General features: G+C 68.5%; 14 protein-coding genes. 1 reads left to right on the forward strand and 13 read right to left on the reverse strand.

Going from position 1 to position 15,653, the window contains the following annotated elements; translation table 11 throughout:
- Positions 1-152: 152 nt before the first annotated feature.
- Positions 153-932 (forward strand): hypothetical protein, encoded by a 780-nt coding sequence (locus tag HV824_RS08365; protein ID WP_176418444.1) that lies wholly within the window; start codon positions 153-155, stop codon positions 930-932.
- Positions 933-959: 27 nt separating this feature from the next.
- Here the strand turns inward: HV824_RS08365 and HV824_RS08370 are convergent, their stop codons facing one another.
- From HV824_RS08370 to HV824_RS08430, 13 genes are all read right to left on the reverse strand, one after another.
- Positions 960-1,766, reverse strand: a complete 807-nt coding sequence (locus HV824_RS08370) for a UDP-2,3-diacylglucosamine diphosphatase LpxI (RefSeq protein ID WP_176423040.1) — start codon at positions 1,764-1,766, stop codon at positions 960-962.
- Positions 1,767-1,794: 28 nt separating this feature from the next.
- On the reverse strand, positions 1,795-2,571 hold the full coding sequence (gene lpxA, locus HV824_RS08375) for an acyl-ACP--UDP-N-acetylglucosamine O-acyltransferase (RefSeq protein WP_176418443.1): 777 nt from the start codon (positions 2,569-2,571) through the stop codon (positions 1,795-1,797).
- 29 nt (positions 2,572-2,600) lie between these two features.
- Entirely contained in the window at positions 2,601-3,062 is a 462-nt protein-coding gene (gene fabZ, locus HV824_RS08380; protein ID WP_176418464.1) for a 3-hydroxyacyl-ACP dehydratase FabZ, read from the reverse strand.
- The gene (gene lpxD, locus HV824_RS08385; RefSeq protein WP_176418442.1) at positions 3,062-4,111 is read right to left on the reverse strand and encodes a UDP-3-O-(3-hydroxymyristoyl)glucosamine N-acyltransferase; all 1,050 of its coding nucleotides are present in this window, start codon (positions 4,109-4,111) and stop codon (positions 3,062-3,064) included. Before lpxD ends, fabZ begins: the two co-directional genes overlap by 1 nt.
- Positions 4,112-4,142: 31 nt before the next feature.
- On the reverse strand, positions 4,143-4,697 hold the full coding sequence (locus tag HV824_RS08390; RefSeq protein ID WP_176418441.1) for an OmpH family outer membrane protein: 555 nt from the start codon (positions 4,695-4,697) through the stop codon (positions 4,143-4,145).
- A 107-nt stretch (positions 4,698-4,804) separates the two neighbouring features.
- The gene (gene bamA, locus HV824_RS08395) at positions 4,805-7,207 is read right to left on the reverse strand and encodes an outer membrane protein assembly factor BamA (RefSeq protein WP_255207867.1); all 2,403 of its coding nucleotides are present in this window, start codon (positions 7,205-7,207) and stop codon (positions 4,805-4,807) included.
- Between the two features lie 130 nt (positions 7,208-7,337).
- The gene (locus HV824_RS08400) at positions 7,338-8,012 is read right to left on the reverse strand and encodes an ABC transporter ATP-binding protein (RefSeq protein WP_176418439.1); all 675 of its coding nucleotides are present in this window, start codon (positions 8,010-8,012) and stop codon (positions 7,338-7,340) included.
- Between the two features lie 2 nt (positions 8,013-8,014).
- Positions 8,015-10,384 (reverse strand): ABC transporter permease, encoded by a 2,370-nt coding sequence (locus tag HV824_RS08405; protein ID WP_176418438.1) that lies wholly within the window; start codon positions 10,382-10,384, stop codon positions 8,015-8,017.
- Between the two features lie 12 nt (positions 10,385-10,396).
- On the reverse strand, positions 10,397-11,950 hold the full coding sequence (gene lysS, locus HV824_RS08410) for a lysine--tRNA ligase (protein ID WP_176418437.1): 1,554 nt from the start codon (positions 11,948-11,950) through the stop codon (positions 10,397-10,399).
- Between the two features lie 74 nt (positions 11,951-12,024).
- Complete coding sequence (locus HV824_RS08415; RefSeq protein WP_255207862.1) at positions 12,025-12,366, reverse strand: anti-sigma factor; 342 nt, start codon at positions 12,364-12,366, stop codon at positions 12,025-12,027.
- 38 nt (positions 12,367-12,404) lie between these two features.
- Positions 12,405-13,034: a sigma-70 family RNA polymerase sigma factor gene (locus HV824_RS08420; RefSeq protein ID WP_176418435.1), complete on the reverse strand. Its 630-nt coding sequence runs from the start codon at positions 13,032-13,034 to the stop codon at positions 12,405-12,407.
- Positions 13,035-13,179: 145 nt separating this feature from the next.
- Positions 13,180-14,302 (reverse strand): peptide chain release factor 2 gene (gene prfB, locus HV824_RS08425; protein ID WP_255207863.1). Its coding sequence is split into 2 segments (ribosomal slippage): positions 13,180-14,232 and positions 14,234-14,302, totalling 1,122 coding nucleotides; the frame shifts between segments, so codons are not numbered across the junction.
- A gap of 18 nt (positions 14,303-14,320) precedes the next feature.
- Positions 14,321-15,643, reverse strand: a complete 1,323-nt coding sequence (locus HV824_RS08430; RefSeq protein ID WP_176418434.1) for a DUF4105 domain-containing protein — start codon at positions 15,641-15,643, stop codon at positions 14,321-14,323.
- Between the last annotated feature and the right edge of the window lie 10 nt (positions 15,644-15,653).

Consider the following 15,653-nt stretch of genomic DNA (forward strand, 5'->3'; position numbering starts at 1 on the left):
CAGGTGTGTCGAGCACGTCTTCAGAGGGAGCCACGGGGCCACACGCCGCGGCATACGCCTTGCTCAAGCAGCGACACGGCAAGGACGGGTGCGCGGCCCTCCGCCACACGCACCGCGCCGTCTCAACACCTCACACCACAGGAAAACCACCCATGTCGAAGCTGCGTCACGCACTGATTGCCCTGTCCATGCCCGCCGTCCTGTGGGGCTGCGGTCCCGAGGACATGATGGACGTCTCCGCCGAGCCCCCCGCCGCGCAGGACCTGACGACGCAGGGTCAGGAGCTGGCCACGGCCAACATGTACACCTGGAGCCAGGGCAACATCGCCACGCCCATGGGCACGACGTCGAACCGGACCTGCTACCTCATGCGCGTGGGCGGCAACTTCGAGGGTGGCGGGGAGCGCGTCGAGATTTTCCACACGGGCAGCTCGTGGTACCTGGGCGGCGCCTCGGGGCAGACCGGCATCAACGGCGCCGCGGGCTGCATCAACGTGGCGGACACGGGGACCGAGTACACGTGGAGCCAGTCGTCGAGCTACCCCACGTACATGGGCTCCTCCGCCAACCGCGTGTGCTACCTGACGGGCGTCAAGGGCAAGTTCCATGGCACCGGTGAGTGGCTCCACGTCTATGAGACGGCCGGGAGCTGGTACATGACGGGCAACTCCAGCCAGAGCGGCGTGCAAGGGCGCGCGCGTTGCATCAACCTGGGCGCTGGCAACACGTTCAGCCCGGAGTACACCTGGAGCCAGGGCAACTCGGCCACGGCCATGGGCGGCACCAGCAACCGCTCCTGCGCGCTGACGTTCGTCCGGGGCAAGTTCGAGGGCGGCGGCGAGTACGTCCGCACCTACCAGGCGGGCGGCTCGTGGTACCTGGGCGGCGCCTCGGGGCAGACCGGCGTGTCCGCGCGCGCGCGCTGCTTCTAGTCCCACCGCGTAGGGGGGCGCCGGGGCTCAGGGCACGCCGATGAGGGTGATGCCCGCGGCCTCGGCGCCCGCGAAGAGGGCCGGGGCGTCCAGCAGCACCGTGCGCCCCACCTCGAGCGCCAGCACGCGCGCGCCCACCTCCTGCATGACGTCCAGGGTGCGAGGCCCGACAGCGGGCAGGTCGAAGCGGAGGTCCTGCTGCGGCTTGCAACGCTTCACCACCACGGCGCCGCCGCTGCCACCCAGCCTGCCGCCCCGGCGGATGGCCTCGTCCGTGCCCTCCACCGCCTCCAGCGCCAGGACGTGGCCGTTGTGCACCACCACCGTCTGTCCCACGTCCGCCTGGCCCAGCAGCACCGCCACCTCGCGGCCCAGGGCCACGTCCTTCTCCTGCGCCGGGTGCAGCCGGGGCCCAGCCAGGTGGCCCTCCGGGCACAGCACCTCGCCCAGGAAGTCCGTGGGGGCGATGATGGTGACGCCGCGCGCCTCGAAGTCCGAGGCCACCGCGCGCAGCAGCGCGTCATCCCGGAAGCTGCGCAGCCGGGAGATGATGCGCACCGCGCCCAGGTCCGGCCGCGCCTCCGCCAGCGCCCGCACGCGGCCGATGCCGCCCGCCATGGCCGCCTGCTTCACGCCCGCTTCCCGGAAGGCCTTCTGGATGCGGTCCACCTGACCGACGCGCACCCACGTCAGCCGGTCCACCTCCGCGGCCAACGCCGGGTCCGTCTCTCCACGGTGCGCCACGGCCACGACTTCCAGGCCCTGCTTCCGCGCAGCGCGCGCGAAGAGAAAGGGCAGCCGGCCGTTGCCCGCGATGAGGCCAATCCGCTCCACCGCCGACTTTCCTCCGTCGCTCACGGTGTCAGCGCGTGAGGCCGCGCTTGCTCTGCTGGATGAACTGGATGAGGTGGTCCACCTCGGAGTGGCCCGCCAGCTCCGCGCGCAGCCGCACCATGGCCTCCTGGAGCGTCAGCTTCGAACGGAACAGGATGCGGTGCGCTTCCTTCACCCGCTCAATCTGCTCCTTGGAGAAGCCACTGCGCTCCAGGCCCACCGTGTTGAGGCCCACCAGCTCCGCCCGGTCTCCCTGGGCGGTGGCGTACGGCGGGATGTCCATGGTCACCATGGCGCCGCCGGAGATGAAGGCGTGCTGACCCAGGCGGGTGAACTGATGCACCGCCGCCAGGCCGCTGATGATGACGTGGTCCTCCATCGTCACGTGACCCGCGAGCGCGGAGCCATTGCCGATGCGGCAGCCATTGCCCACCACGCAGTCGTGCGCGACGTGACAGTTGGCCATGAAGAGGTTGCCACTGCCCACGCGGGTGGCGCCGCCGCCGCCCGCGGTGCCCTTGTGCAGCGACACGAACTCGCGAATCTGGTTGTCGTCGCCGAGCACCAGCTCCGTGTCCTCGCCCGCGTACTTGAGGTCCTGCGGGTCGGCGCCGACGGAGGCGAACTGGAAGACGCGGTTGCGCTCGCCCAGCGTCGTGCGGCCTTCGATGACGACGTGGGGCCCCACGCGGGAGCCCGCACCAATCGTCACCTGGGGGCCGATGATGGAGTAGGGGCCGACCTCAACGGTGTCGTGGAGGCGGGCGCTGGGATGGACCACCGAGGTGGGATGAACCTGAGCCATGAAGTCTCCTCGTGCTCGCGGGGCGCGAATCAGGATGCCGCGCTCTGTGCCGCGTTGGCGTCCTTGTCCACGACGGTTGCCAGGAACTCGCCTTCGGCGACCCGCGCGCCGTCGACCGTCGCCAGGCCCTTCGTCTTCCAGACAGCGCCCTTGTGACGCACCACTTCGATGTCCAGTTGGAGGCGATCCCCCGGCAACACCGGCTTGCGGAAGCGCGCGCCGTCCACGCCCATCAGGTACGTGAGCTTGCGCGCCGGGTCCATGTTCTCGCTCTTGTAGGCGAGGATGGCCGTCGCCTGCGCCAGCGCCTCCAGGATGAGCACGCCCGGCATCACCGGGTGACCGGGGAAGTGCCCGTTGAAGAAGGGCTCGTTGATGGTGACGTTCTTGTAGGCCGTCAGCTTCTGGCCCGGGACAATCTCCACCACCCGGTCCACCAGCAGGAACGGGTACCGGTGCGGCAGCAGATTGAGAATCTCTCCGATGTCCATCACGGCCCCTTTTCCTTCTCCAGCGTCTCGACCCGGCGCCGCAGGGCGCGCACTTCCTTGAGCAGGTCCGCCATCTGGCCCGCCGCGGCGCTGGCCCGCAGCCACTCCCGGTGGGGAACGGCGGGGCTCCCGCTCACCACCTGGCCGTCCGGCACGTCGTGCGCGACGCCGGACTGCGCGCCCACCTTGGCCAGGTCTCCCACGCGGATGTGCCCCACCACGCCGACCTGCCCCGCGAGCACCACGCCCGTCCCAATCTCCGCCGAGCCGGACACGCCAGCCTGCGCGCAGATGAGGGACAGCGGGCCCACTCGCACGTTGTGGGCAACCTGCACCAGGTTGTCGAGCTTCGCGCCGCGCCCCACCACCGTCTCACCCACCGTCGCGCGGTCGATGCAGGTGCACGCCCCCACCTCGACGTCGTCCTCGATGCGCACGATGCCGACCTGGGGAATCTTGAAGTGCTCCGGCCCCGCCTCGCCCTCCGGGTTGAAGGCGAAGCCGAACCCGTCCGCGCCCACCACGCTGGAGGCGTGGAGGATGACGCGCGCGCCCACGATGCAGCGCTCGCGCACCGTCACGTTGGGGTACAGGACGCAGTCCTCCCCCACCTCGGCCTGTTCGCCCACGTAGGCGCCCGGATAGAGCACCGTGCGCGCGCCCACCCGTCCGCCCCGGTCCACCGACGCGCCGGGCAGCAGCACGGCCTCCGGGTGGATGGTGGCCTCGGGATGGACCCAGGCGCCGGGCCTCACGCCCGCGGCGGGGCGCTGGGGCGCGTGGAACAGGCGCAGCAGCTTCGCGTACGCCAGGTGGGGGTTGGCCACCCGGACGAGCGCCACGCCCTCGCGGGGTGGCACGTCGGCGCCCACCAGCACCGCCGAGGCACGGGAGGCCTCGAACTGGCGCCGGTAGCGCGGGTTTCCGTAGAAAGACACGTCTCCCGGGCCGGCTTCTTCAAGCCCGTTGAGTCCGTGAATGAGCTGTGAGGGATCACCGAGGAGCTCTCCACCCACGTGGGCGGCGAGCTCCCCGAGCTGGCGGGGCATGGGAGCGGTCTGCACGAGTTGGGAGTGACGGCTACTTCTTCGTCGGGGCGTCCTTGGCCGCCGTCTTCTTCGAGCTGTTGTACGCCCGGATGACTTCGTTGGAGATGTCGTGCAGGGAGCGGGCGTAGACGATTCCGGAGTCGCGGCGCTCGAGGACGAAGCCCAGGTCATCGCGCTCGGCGATGGTGTTGATGATGGAGTCGATCTTGTCGATGATCGGCTTCATCTCCTGCTGCTCCTTGTTGGCGGCCTCGGCGCGGCTCTTCTCCCACTTCTGGGCGAGCATCATCACCTTGCGCTGGAGCTCGGCCTCCTTCTGGGCCTTGATGTCCGCGCTCATGGCGCTGGCCTGCTTGTCGAGCGTCTCCTTCTCGGCGCGGAGCGCGTTCTGCTCCTTGTCGATTTCCTTCTGGCGGTCGTTGAGCCACTTCTGGAGACGGGACTTGGCGGCCTTTCCGTCATCCACCTCCAGCATGACTTTCTGGAGGTCCACGTAGGCGACCTTCAGCTCGGCGGCCGAGGCGGCCACCGGGAGGGCGAGCGACAGAGCGGCGGCCGTGGCCGCGATGGTGGTGCGAAGCGACATGTTCAGCAACTCCTCAAGAAGGGTACAGGCTCCGACGTACGCCTATCGGGCATCTTCAATTCCCTCCGCCCGTGGGAGCGGACGCCGGACGACGGGCCAAGGGCTTATCAGAAGAAGTTGCCGATAGTGAACTCGAACAGGATGTTGTCGTCCTCCGGCCGCCTGTTGAGCGGGATACCCCACTCGAAGCGCAGGGGGCCAATGGGCGAGAACCAGCGGAAGCCGAAGCCCGCGGAATGGAAGAGCCCGAGCGGCAGCCGCTCCTGGCGGTCCTCGAAGAAGCGCTCGTTCGCCGCGAAGGCGTTACCCGCGTCGTAGAAGATGACGCCGCGCAGGCCGGCCTTCTCGAAGATGGGGAACTCCAGCTCGAAGTTGAAGGTCAGCTGCTTGTTGCCGCCCACCCGGAAATCAGTGACGGTCGCGTCCGGACTGCCGGAGCGGGGCACCTTCACGGAGGGGCTGATGCTGCGCAGGAAGTAGCCGCGGACGCTGTTGATGCCGCCCACGTAGTAGAGCTCGGAGATGGGCAGCGGCTTGTTCTGGTCCAGCTGCTGGATGTAGCCAATGGTGGCGTTCGTCTTGAAGACGAAGCCCAGCGGCATGGGGAAGTACAGCCGCGAGTAGGCCGTGTACCGGTTGTAGAGGAACGTGCCGCCCAGGAAGTCCGGGGCGAGCTCCACCGAGCCGTAGTGGATGAAGCCATCCGACGGGAACAGGCGGTTGTTGCGCCGGTCGAAGGACAGCGACAGGCGGGCGGCGCTCGTCGTCCCCGACAGGAACTGGTTGGCCAGCAGCACCGCGCCCAGGTTCTGCCCCGCCTCCACGTTGACCCACTCCCGCGAGTAGCCAATGGTGCCCAGCAGGTCATCGATGAACTGGTAGCCGATGGACACCGTGCCACCGGTGGAGCTGCGGATGAAGCCCTCGTAGTCCGCCTGGATGCGGAAGAACTCGGCCGACAGCAGGTAGCGCGTGTCCAGGAAGTACGGGTCGTAGAAGGACAGCTGCACCAGGGAGCGCAGGCCGGAGATCTGCGCGGACGCGGAGACGCTCTGCCCCCAGCCCAGGAAGTTGTTCTGGGCGATCTGCGCCGTGAAGATGAAGTTCTCCACGTTGGAGAACCCGAGGCCGACCTGGAAGGTACCGGTGGCCTTCTCCTTCACCTCCACCTGGAGGATGATGGTGTCGTCCGCCGAGCCGGGACGCTGGGTGATTTCCGCCGTCTCGAAGAAGCCCAGCGCGGTGACGCGCTCGCGGCTGCGGCGCACGCCGGTGCCGTTGTAGAGCTCGCCTTCGTAGACGCGCAGCTCGCGGCGGATGACCTTGTCACGCGTCTTGCTGTTGCCCACCACGTCGATGCGCTCGATGGTGACCTGGGGCCCCTTCTGCACGTCGAAGGTCAGGTCCACCGTGCGGTTGTCCGCGTTGACGCTGGTGATGGGGTTGATGTTCGCGTAGGCGTAGCCGCGGTCGTAGTAGACGTCCGAGACGGAGAGGATGTCCTGCGACAGCTGCGAGCGGTTGAAGCGCCCGCCGGTGGCGGACTTCATCAGCGCCGCCATCTCACCCTTGGTGACGTCGTCGAGCAGGTCACCGGAGAAGTCGATCTTCCCGATGTCGTACGGCTCGCCCTCCGTCACCCGGAGGGTGATGAAGATGAAGCGCTTGTCCGCGGAGAGCTGGACGGTGGGCTTGTCCACCCGGACGTTGATGAAGCCCTTGTCGTAGTAGGCGATCTGGATGACGGCCAGGTCGCGCTGGAAGGCATCCTCGCGGTAGGTACCCTCACCGGTGAAGAAGGAGAGGAACCCGCCCTCGCGGGTAATCATCGTCTCCTTCAGCTCCGCGGCGGGCACCTTCTCCGCCCCCAGGATGGTGATCTGCTTCACCATCACCTTGGCGCGCTCGTTGATGTTGAACACCACATCCACGTTGGCGCCGCCCTCGACGGGCTTGAGCTGGTGGCTGACCTCGGCGAGGAAGTAGCCCTTCTCCACGTACTTCGCCTGGATCTTCTGCACGCTGGAGCGCACCAGCTCCATGTCCAGGATGGTGGCGGGCTTGACGTCAATCTCCTCCTTCAGGTCGTCCTTGTTCAGCTCCTCGTTGCCCACGAGCTGCACGAGCCGGACGGTGGGGCGCTCCTCCACGCGCACCACGTAGGCGACGCCGCGGGCCAGCCGCTGGACGAGCAGCTCCACGTCCTGGAAGTAGCCCAACGCCCACACCGCCCGGAGGTCCTGGGCGGTGCGCGTGGGGCTCAGCTCGTCGCCCACACGGGTGCGGAGGGCGCGGCGGATGGCTTCGGCCTCGACGCGCCGGTTGCCTTCGACGCGGACCTCCACCACCCGGCGGGCATCCTCCGGGGACACCGGGGCGTCATCGGGGAGCGCGGGCTCGGAGGCCACGTCGGCGGGAGCAGCGGGGGCGGTGACCTCGGGCACGACTGAAGGCGCGGCGGCGCCCTCATCCTCTTGCGCCAGCACGGAGCCGGGCACGAGGGACCACATGGCGACCGCCAGCAGCGGGAGCAGTGACTTGCGCGACAGAACGGGGTGCCTCAAGGGGAGACCGGCCAGGAAAAGGCGGGGCAATCTACGGGAAGGCCCCTGAGGGCCTCAATGCAAAATTGCCAGGACATCACGCCTCCGACACCTCACCCCCGGCCAACCTGAGGCGGCGGGGCATGGAGCGGGCGAGCGTCTCGTTGTGGGTGACGACCACTGCGGTGATTCCCTGCTCGCGGTTGACCTCCCGCAGGAGCTGGTGGATGCCCTCGCCCGTCGCCGGGTCGAGGTTTCCGGTGGGCTCGTCCGCCAGCAACACCGCGGGCTTGAGCACCAGGGCGCGCGCCAGGGCCACGCGCTGGGCCTCACCACCCGACAGTTCTCCTGGACGGTGGTCCACGCGGTGTCCCAGTCCCACCCGCTCCAGCAGTTCACGGGCATAGGCGTAGGCGCCGGTGCGATCCTGTCGCCGGATGAGGGCGGGCATGGCGACGTTTTCCAAGGCGGTGAACTCCGGCAGCAGGAAGTGGCTCTGGAAGACGAAGCCGATGGTCTGGTTCCGGAACTCGGCGATCTCCGCGTCGTTCATGGAGAACACGGGGCGGTCATCGAACAGCACCTCGCCGGCGGCCGGGGCATCCAGCGTGCCCAGGACGTGCAGGAAGGTGCTCTTCCCCGCCCCGGACGCGCCCACCAGCGAGACGAGCTCTCCCCGCTGGATGTCCAGCGACACGCCCCGAAGGATGTCGATGCGCTTGCCGTGCAGGAAGTAGCTCTTGAAGACGTTGCGGATGGACAAGAGCGCCATGGCTATTCCGCCTTGAGGCCTTCCACCGGCTCCACGCTGCTGGCCTTGAGGGCCGGGTAGATGGAGGCGAGGTAGGTGACGAGCACCGCGATGACCACGGCCAGCACGGTCTGCACCGGCTCGATGCGCACCGGCACCGCCGGAATGTAATAGACGTCCGGGTCCAGCTTGATGCCGGCCTTCTCGATGAAGAGGCACCAGGACAGGCCGGAAATCAGTCCGAGGAAGCCGCCCGCGACGCCAATCTGCAGGCCCTCCGCGAGGAATATCTTCACGATGCCACCATCAGGTACGCCCAGGGCCTTGAGGACGGAGATCTCCTTCCGCTTCTCCAGCACCAGCATGATGACGGTGGCGACGATGAGGCCCGCGGCCACGATGATGATGATGGAGAGGATGATGCCCATCACCAGCTTCTCCAGACGCAGCGCGGAGAAGAGGTTCTTGTTCATCTCTCCCCAGTCACGTGCCCGGTAGGGATAGCCCCCCAGCACCTTCACCACCTGCGAGGCGATGCGCCGCGCGTCGTCGATGTCCGCCACCTTCAGTTCGATGCCCGTGGCCCCCTTCACGCCGAAGAAGTCCTGAGCCTCCTTGAGCAGGATGTAGACGAACTTGGAGTCGTACTCGTACATGCCCGAATAGAAGACAGCCGCCACGCGGAAGGCGCGGCTCTTCGGAATCGGGCCGGAGGGGCTCAGCTCCGTGCCCAGCGGGGAGACGACGTTCACCCGGTCTCCCACCACCACGCGCAGCGACGCCGCCAGCTCCCGGCCAATGACGATGCCCGGCAGCACCGGCGCCTTCTTGGGCGTCCCGGAGCGGCGGATGATGTCGTCCTCCTCCACCCCGCTCTCCTCCGCGGGCTCCTCGTCCGGCAGGCCGCGGTGGACGATCTTCTCCGGCGTGTAGAGGATGTCGAGCGAGCCGCCACCGAGGATGTTCTTGGGCAGGTCCGTCACCTCGCCCACCGTGCCCGGGTCGATGCCCTTGATGATGACGCCGTCCACGTTGCCCTCGGAGGCAATCATCACCTGGTTGATGATGAAGGGCGTCTGTCCCACGACGCCGGGCACCTTGCGGACGGACTCCATGACCTTGGCGTACTCGGGCAGGTCGCCCGCGTACTTCGACACCACGGCGTGCGCGTTGGTGCCCAGAATCTTCTGCTGCAGGTCGGCCTCGAAGCCGCTCATCACCGACAACACGATGATGAGCGCCATGACGCCCACGCCCACGCCGCCCACCGACAGGGCGGTCATCATCATGGTGGGCGACTGCTCCCGCAGCTTGAGGCGGTTGAGGTCGGAGGCCGCCGCCAGCGGGTCCTTCAGACCCAGCGCGCGGATGCGGGTGCGCTCCACGGCCGCTTCGGCGGAGCGGATGATGAAGTAGATGAGCAGCGGGGGGATGATGCCGAACATCAGCACCGCCAGCGTCCCCAGCAGCAGCGACGGCCGGAACACCGCCACGTGCCGGCGCGCGACGAAGAGCTCGAACCCCAGCTTCAGGTCCACCCGGCCGCTGCCGGCGGCGATGAAGCCGGTGTTGATGCCCAGCACCAGCGCCAGCACCAGGAAGGTGAAGACGAGCCAGTACCCCAGCTCCGGGCGGCCAATCAGCCCCGCGACGTACGTCACCTCGCGCAGCCGGTAGCCCAGCGCGAGCTGCAGCCCGGGCAGCCGCTCCATCAACGTGAGGACGATGGGGATGGGCAGGCCCAGGTACAGCACGCCGATGGTGGCCTCGGGCAGCGACAGCCGCTGCGCCCGCGACGCGCCGATGAAGCCGGAGATGAAGGCCACCATGCCGCCCGCGAGCAGCGCGATGGCGAAGGCGCCGGTGGGCGGCAACGACAGGCCGCTGCTGGCGCCCTTCCCCGCCGCGCCCAGCTCCGTGGCGGACACGCCGCTGGACAGCACCGTCTGCAGGAGGATGAGGACCACCTCCGCCAGCAGCATGCCGCCGCCGTAGGCGCCCAGGGTGCTCCAGTAGAAGTCCCGGTAGCGCGCCAGGCGCGGGTACAGCGTGGCGCCCGCGGCCGGGCTGGGCCCTTCGGTGGGCTCCGGCGCGCGGCGGATGCCGGCGGCGATGAGCGCCCACCCCGCCAGCCAGACGACGGAGCCCGCGACGAGGAGGCCCGTGTTGGGAACCCGCGCGACGGGCTGCTCGGACACGAGCAGCAGCGCGTTGAGGACCTGGACCAGGCCGCCCCACCCCAGCAGGGACAGCCCCAGGGAGGGGCTGGTCTCCAGCCAGGCCTGAGAGGACGTGAGCGCCACCCCGAGCAGGCTGAAGCCCACCAGGGCGACCAGCGCCCCAATCCAGATGAAGGTCCAGCGATGGACGGTCTGCCGTTCGGCGGAGTGCACGCGGCCTCCTGGCTACTTCGCCAGTGGCTTGAGGAGGGGAAACAGGATGACGTCTCGGATGCTCTGCGAATCCGTGAACAGCATGGCGAGCCGATCAATCCCGATGCCTTCACCGGCGGTGGGCGGCATGCCGTGCTCGAGGGCCCGGATGTAGTCCTCGTCGTAGTCCATGGTCTCCTGCTGGCCCCGCTGCTTCGCGTCCAGCTGGGCCTGGAAGCGGCCCTTCTGGTCCAGCGGGTCGTTCAGCTCGGAGAACGCGTTCGCGATTTCGCGGCCCGCCACGTACAGCTCGAAGCGGTCCGTCACGTCGGGGTTCGCGTCATTGCGCCGGGCCAGCGGCGAGACGGCGGTGGGGAAATGGGTGATGAAGGTGGGGTGGATGAGCGTGTGTTCGACGTGGTGCTCGAAGAGCGCGCCCACCAGCTCACCGTGGTGCATGGTGTCAATGGCCCGCCGCTCGGCCTCCGAGTGGCGCGTCTTGAGCAGCTCGTGGCGCAGCCGGTCCGCGTCCGCCATGTCCTTGTCTGACAGGCCGCTCACCACCTCGCGGATGGCCTCCGTCATGGAGATGCGCTTCCAGCCCTTGCCGAAGTCGAGCACGTGCTCGCCGTACTTCACCTTCGTGTCGCCGGTGACGGCCTTGGCGGCCTCCGAAATCATCTCCTCGGAGAGGTCCATCAGGTCCTCGTACGTGGCGTACGCCTGATAGAACTCCAGCATCGTGAACTCGGGGTTGTGCCGGGTGCTGATGCCTTCGTTGCGGAAGTTGCGGTTGACCTCGTAGACGCGCTCCAGGCCGCCCACCACCAGGCGCTTGAGATACAGCTCCGGGGCGATGCGCATGTACAGGTCGATGTCGAGCGCGTTGTGGTGCGTGGTGAAGGGCCGCGCCGCCGCGCCGGACACGAGCGGGTGCATCATCGGCGTTTCGACCTCGACGAAGTCACGCGTGTCGAGGAAGTCGCGGATGAAGCGGATGAGCTTGTTGCGCCGGAGGAAGGTCTGCTTCACGTCCGGGTTGGACACGAGGTCCAGGTACCGCTGACGGTAGCGAATCTCCACGTCCGTCAGGCCGTGCCACTTCTCCGGCAGGGGCCGCAGGGACTTGGTGAGCGGCGTGAACTTCGTGGCGGACAGCGTCAGCTCACCCGTCTTCGAACGGAACACCGGGCCGGTGGCGGCCAGGAAGTCGCCCAGGTCACAGAGCTTGAAGGTCTCATAGGCGTCCCCCAAGGCGTCCTTCTTCATGTGGACCTGGATTTCGCCCGAGCCGTCTCTCAGCTTGATGAAGGCGGCCTTGCCGAAGGAGCGCATGGCCACGACGCGGCCGGCGACGTCATAGGGCGCAGGAGCGGCCTGCTCGATTTCCTCGGCGGACTGAGCGGCGTGCTTCGCGTGGATTTCGGCGGCCTGATGCTGGGGACGGTAGCCGTTGCCGTACGGATTGAAGCCGGCCTCGCGCCACTTCTCGGCCTTCTCCAGCCGCTGGTCGTAGATTTCCTGTTCCTTCGTCCCGAGGTCGCCCTCGCCCACGCTCTTCTCGCTCTTGTTCTCGGTCTCGGCCATGACGCGCTTTCCCAAAGGCGCGGCACCGTAGCCAAGGCTCCCCCGGGAAGCAACGCAACACAGCGGAAGGCCGCTCAGGGAGCGATCAGCGCCAGGAAGGCGGCCACGGCGGCCGCCAGCAGCAGCGGGATGAGGACCTCCACCGGGAGGCGGTGGTTCATGTGCGCGGTGTGCAGGCCCCGCAGACCGAAGCGGCGCTTGCGGCGCACACGGCTCATCACCAGGGAGGCGAGCGCGGGCGGGGCCTTCTCACGCGCCACGTGATGGAGCCGCTGCACCGTGCTGGCATAGCGCTGCCAGCCCTGGCGGCAGTCGTCGCAGCCGTCCAGGTGGGTGCGAACCTCCTGCGCCTTGGGGGCGGGGAGCTCGTCGTCGGCGAGCGCGAGGAACAGCGCCCTCGCCTCGCGATGGTTCATCCGCGGTTCCACGTCCCGCAGTCTGCGATGAATGCCGTTCATGGCTCAAGCCGCCCCAGGAGGTCCGCCAGTTTTTCCCGGGCCCGGTGGAGCCGGCTCTTCACCGTTCCCTCCGGTAGCTCGGTGATGTCGATGATTTCGTCGTAGCTGAGGCCTTCGATGTCGCGCAGCGCCACCAGCATGCGCGCGTCCGGCTCCAGCTGGGAGATGGCCCACTGCACCCGGGCGCGCTCACGCGCGGACTCCAGGGCCGCGTCCGGGCCAGGCGCCGTGCCCCCGCCTTCGGAGCGCAGGGCCGCGGCCTCGTCGAACACTTCGGAGCGGCCCCGGCCCCGGCGCTTCAGGTACTTGAGCCGGTTGATGCAGTGGTTGCGGGTGATGCGGAACAGCCAGGTGGACAGCTTCGAGTCCTCGCGGAACCGGCGGACGTTCTGGTGCACGCTGACGAAGATCTCCTGCACCAGGTCGTGGGCTTCCTCACGGTCTCCCACCATGCGGACGCAGAAGTCGTAGAGCCGGTCCTGGTGCGTGCGCACCAGCAGCTCGAAGGCGTCCGGCTCCCCTCGGCGCAGCCGGGCCAGCAGCGCGGCGTCCTGACGGCGCGACTCGGACGCGACCGCGGCGGCGGCCTCTTCCTGTCCGATTTCGAGCACGCCGCCCGATGACACCCGTGTCCTCCCGCGACAGCCCCTCCACAGGAGGTGCCACCGTCCCTGAAGCCTACCTTCGTCCCCTGCCCCGCGGCCCTCCGACAGCAGGGCCGCGGAAAAGGTTCCGGGCGAAGGCGAGGAAACAGTGAGGCGCGGCGCCTGCTCAGTCCGCGCCCGCGCTGCGGTTGGGGTTCTTCACGCCCAGCAGCTGGGCGGTGACGAACTCCTCCAGGTCCCCATCCAGCACGGCGTCCACGTTGCCCGTCTCGATGCCGGTGCGCAGGTCCTTGACCATGCGGTACGGCGCCAGCACGTAGGAGCGGATCTGCGAGCCGAAAGAGATGTCCTTCTTCTGCGCCTCGGCGGCGTCACGCGCGGCGTCGCGCTTCTTCATCTCCAGCTCGTACAGGCGGCCTCGCAGGATCTTGAAGGCCATGTCCTTGTTGGCCGACTGCGAGCGCTCCGTCTGGCAGGTGATGATGATGCCGGTGGGCAGGTGGCGCAGCTGCGCGGTGGACGACGTCTTGTTCACCTTCTGGCCGCCCGCGCCGCCGCCGCGGATGAACTTCAAATCGATGTCCTTCTCCGGGATGTCGATTTGAATGGTGTCATCCACCTCCGGATAGACGTCCACCGACGCGAAGGCCGTCTGCCGGCGTGCGTTGGCGTCGAAGGGCGAGATCCGCACCAGCCGGTGCACGCCCACCTCTGCCTTCAGGTAGCCGTAGGCGAAGTCACCTTCGATGCGCAGGGAGACGTTCTTGAAGCCCGCCTCTTCCCCCGGCACCTCGTCGTTGATTTCGACCTTCCAGCCCTTGTGCTCGCCGTAGCGGGTGTACATGCGCAGCAGCATGGCCGCCCAATCCATGGAGTCCGTGCCACCGGCGCCGGCGTTGATGTCCATGAAGCAGCTGCTGCGGTCCTGCTCGCCGGACAGCATGCGCGCCAGCTCCAGCCTGGCGACGTCGCCCTCCAGGCCCGTGAGGGAGCCTTCCGCCTCCTGGGTGGTGGCCTCGTCATTGGCCTCGGCGGCCAGCTCGAAGAGCGCCTGCGCGTCATCCAGGCCACGCATCACCTTGTCGTAGGCGCCGACGCTGGCCTCCAGCGTGGACTTCTCCTTCAGGAGCGCCTGCGCCTTGGTGTTGTCGTCCCAGAAGGTGGGCCGCGTGGAGTCGCGTTCAATCAGCGCGATGCGGGACCGCTTGCGGTCGAGGTCAAAGATGCCCCCGGAGCGCCAACACGCGCTCCCTCAGGCCGTTGATCTTCTCCATCGAATCGTTCGCCATGGCTTCTTTCCGTGTCCTCTAGGGAGTCTTCAGCGATGCGACGGTATCCCGCCGTCCGGCTGACGCGCGGTCCGCCCCGGGGAGGCGCGCCAGCACCCGGTCCAGACCGAATGCGCCCGCCATGCCCAGGGAGATGGGCAGGATGAGCGCGATGAGCCGCCAGTTGTCCTGGTCGAAGGGCGGCAACACCTTGAGCACCACGCCCAGCACCCCCAGCGCCGCAAGCAGCGTCCACACCTTGAACAGGCGCGCGCGGGCCTTCTTGCTGCCCCACGTCAGGGCCACGCCGAAGGGCAGCGCCAGCAGCGTCAGCGGGTTGGCCAGGAAGAGGTTCTCGTTACGGAACGTCACCGTGTGGTCCGTCACCAGCCCCATGATGAACAGCGCGGTGCCCGGCAACCCGAGCGCCAGCCCCACCACGGCGTTCTCCAGCCCGAGCAGCAGGCGGGCCACGCGGCTGCCCCGCTGGCGCTCCCACACCGCCAGGCCCACCGCCAGGCCGCCCAGGCCCAGGCCCAGCGCGAGAAGCCACGGCCCCCACGGAGGAGGCTCCGCTGGCGGACGCCGACGCTTGGAGGATTCGTAGTGGTTCCAGCTCTTCGCCGCGAGCGACCCACGCTGCCCGTCCGCGCCCTTCACCTGGAGCGCCGCGACTTGCGCTTCCAGCTCGTCCGGGAGGAAGGCCTCCTCCCACTTCGTGATGGGACGGTCGATCTCGTCGTTCATCATGAAGTCGAGCAGCACGCTCATGGGCGCGTTCACCGCGGTGTAGCGCCGGGTGTGCTCGCGCAGCGTCATCCGCCCGGGTGCCCGGTCCGCCTCGCGGAGCTGGCCGCCCGTGGCCACGTCAATCATGTCCCGCAGCCGCGTGACGCAGTTGTCATTGTAGTGGTGGTACAGGTACTCGCGGTTCTCCGGCAGCACGTTGTCCGCCAGCCGCTTCGCCACGACGACGCGCTGCTCGGGCGTGAGGTTGAGCTCCTGCACGCGGACGTCGCGGTCCTCGGCCTGGTAGTGGCGGAAGGTGCCGCCCACCGACGACTGGCCCACCCAGAACTCCAGCCGGCCCATGGCGAAGCGCGCGAGCATGGCCTCGTCGAAGGAGAACATGCCGTAGTTGTAGAGGCGCGACATCCGCCGCCGCCGGTCCTCCACCACCAGCGAGCCGTGGCCCCACCAGGAGGGCACGTCATCCCCGGGACTGAACGTCACCAGGAGGATGGCCAGGTCCTCGCCCTGGCTCTCTCCCGTGCCCCACGGCGGCAAGGTGGCCGCGCGCGCGGGCGCCGCCAGGAGCAGCAGGCCGAGCAGGCAGGAGGCGATGAGGGATGGGCGGAGCATGGCTGGGTCC

Origin of the sequence: Myxococcus sp. AM009, assembly GCF_013372605.1 — a bacterium.
Lineage (GTDB): Bacteria > Myxococcota > Myxococcia > Myxococcales > Myxococcaceae > Myxococcus > Myxococcus vastator.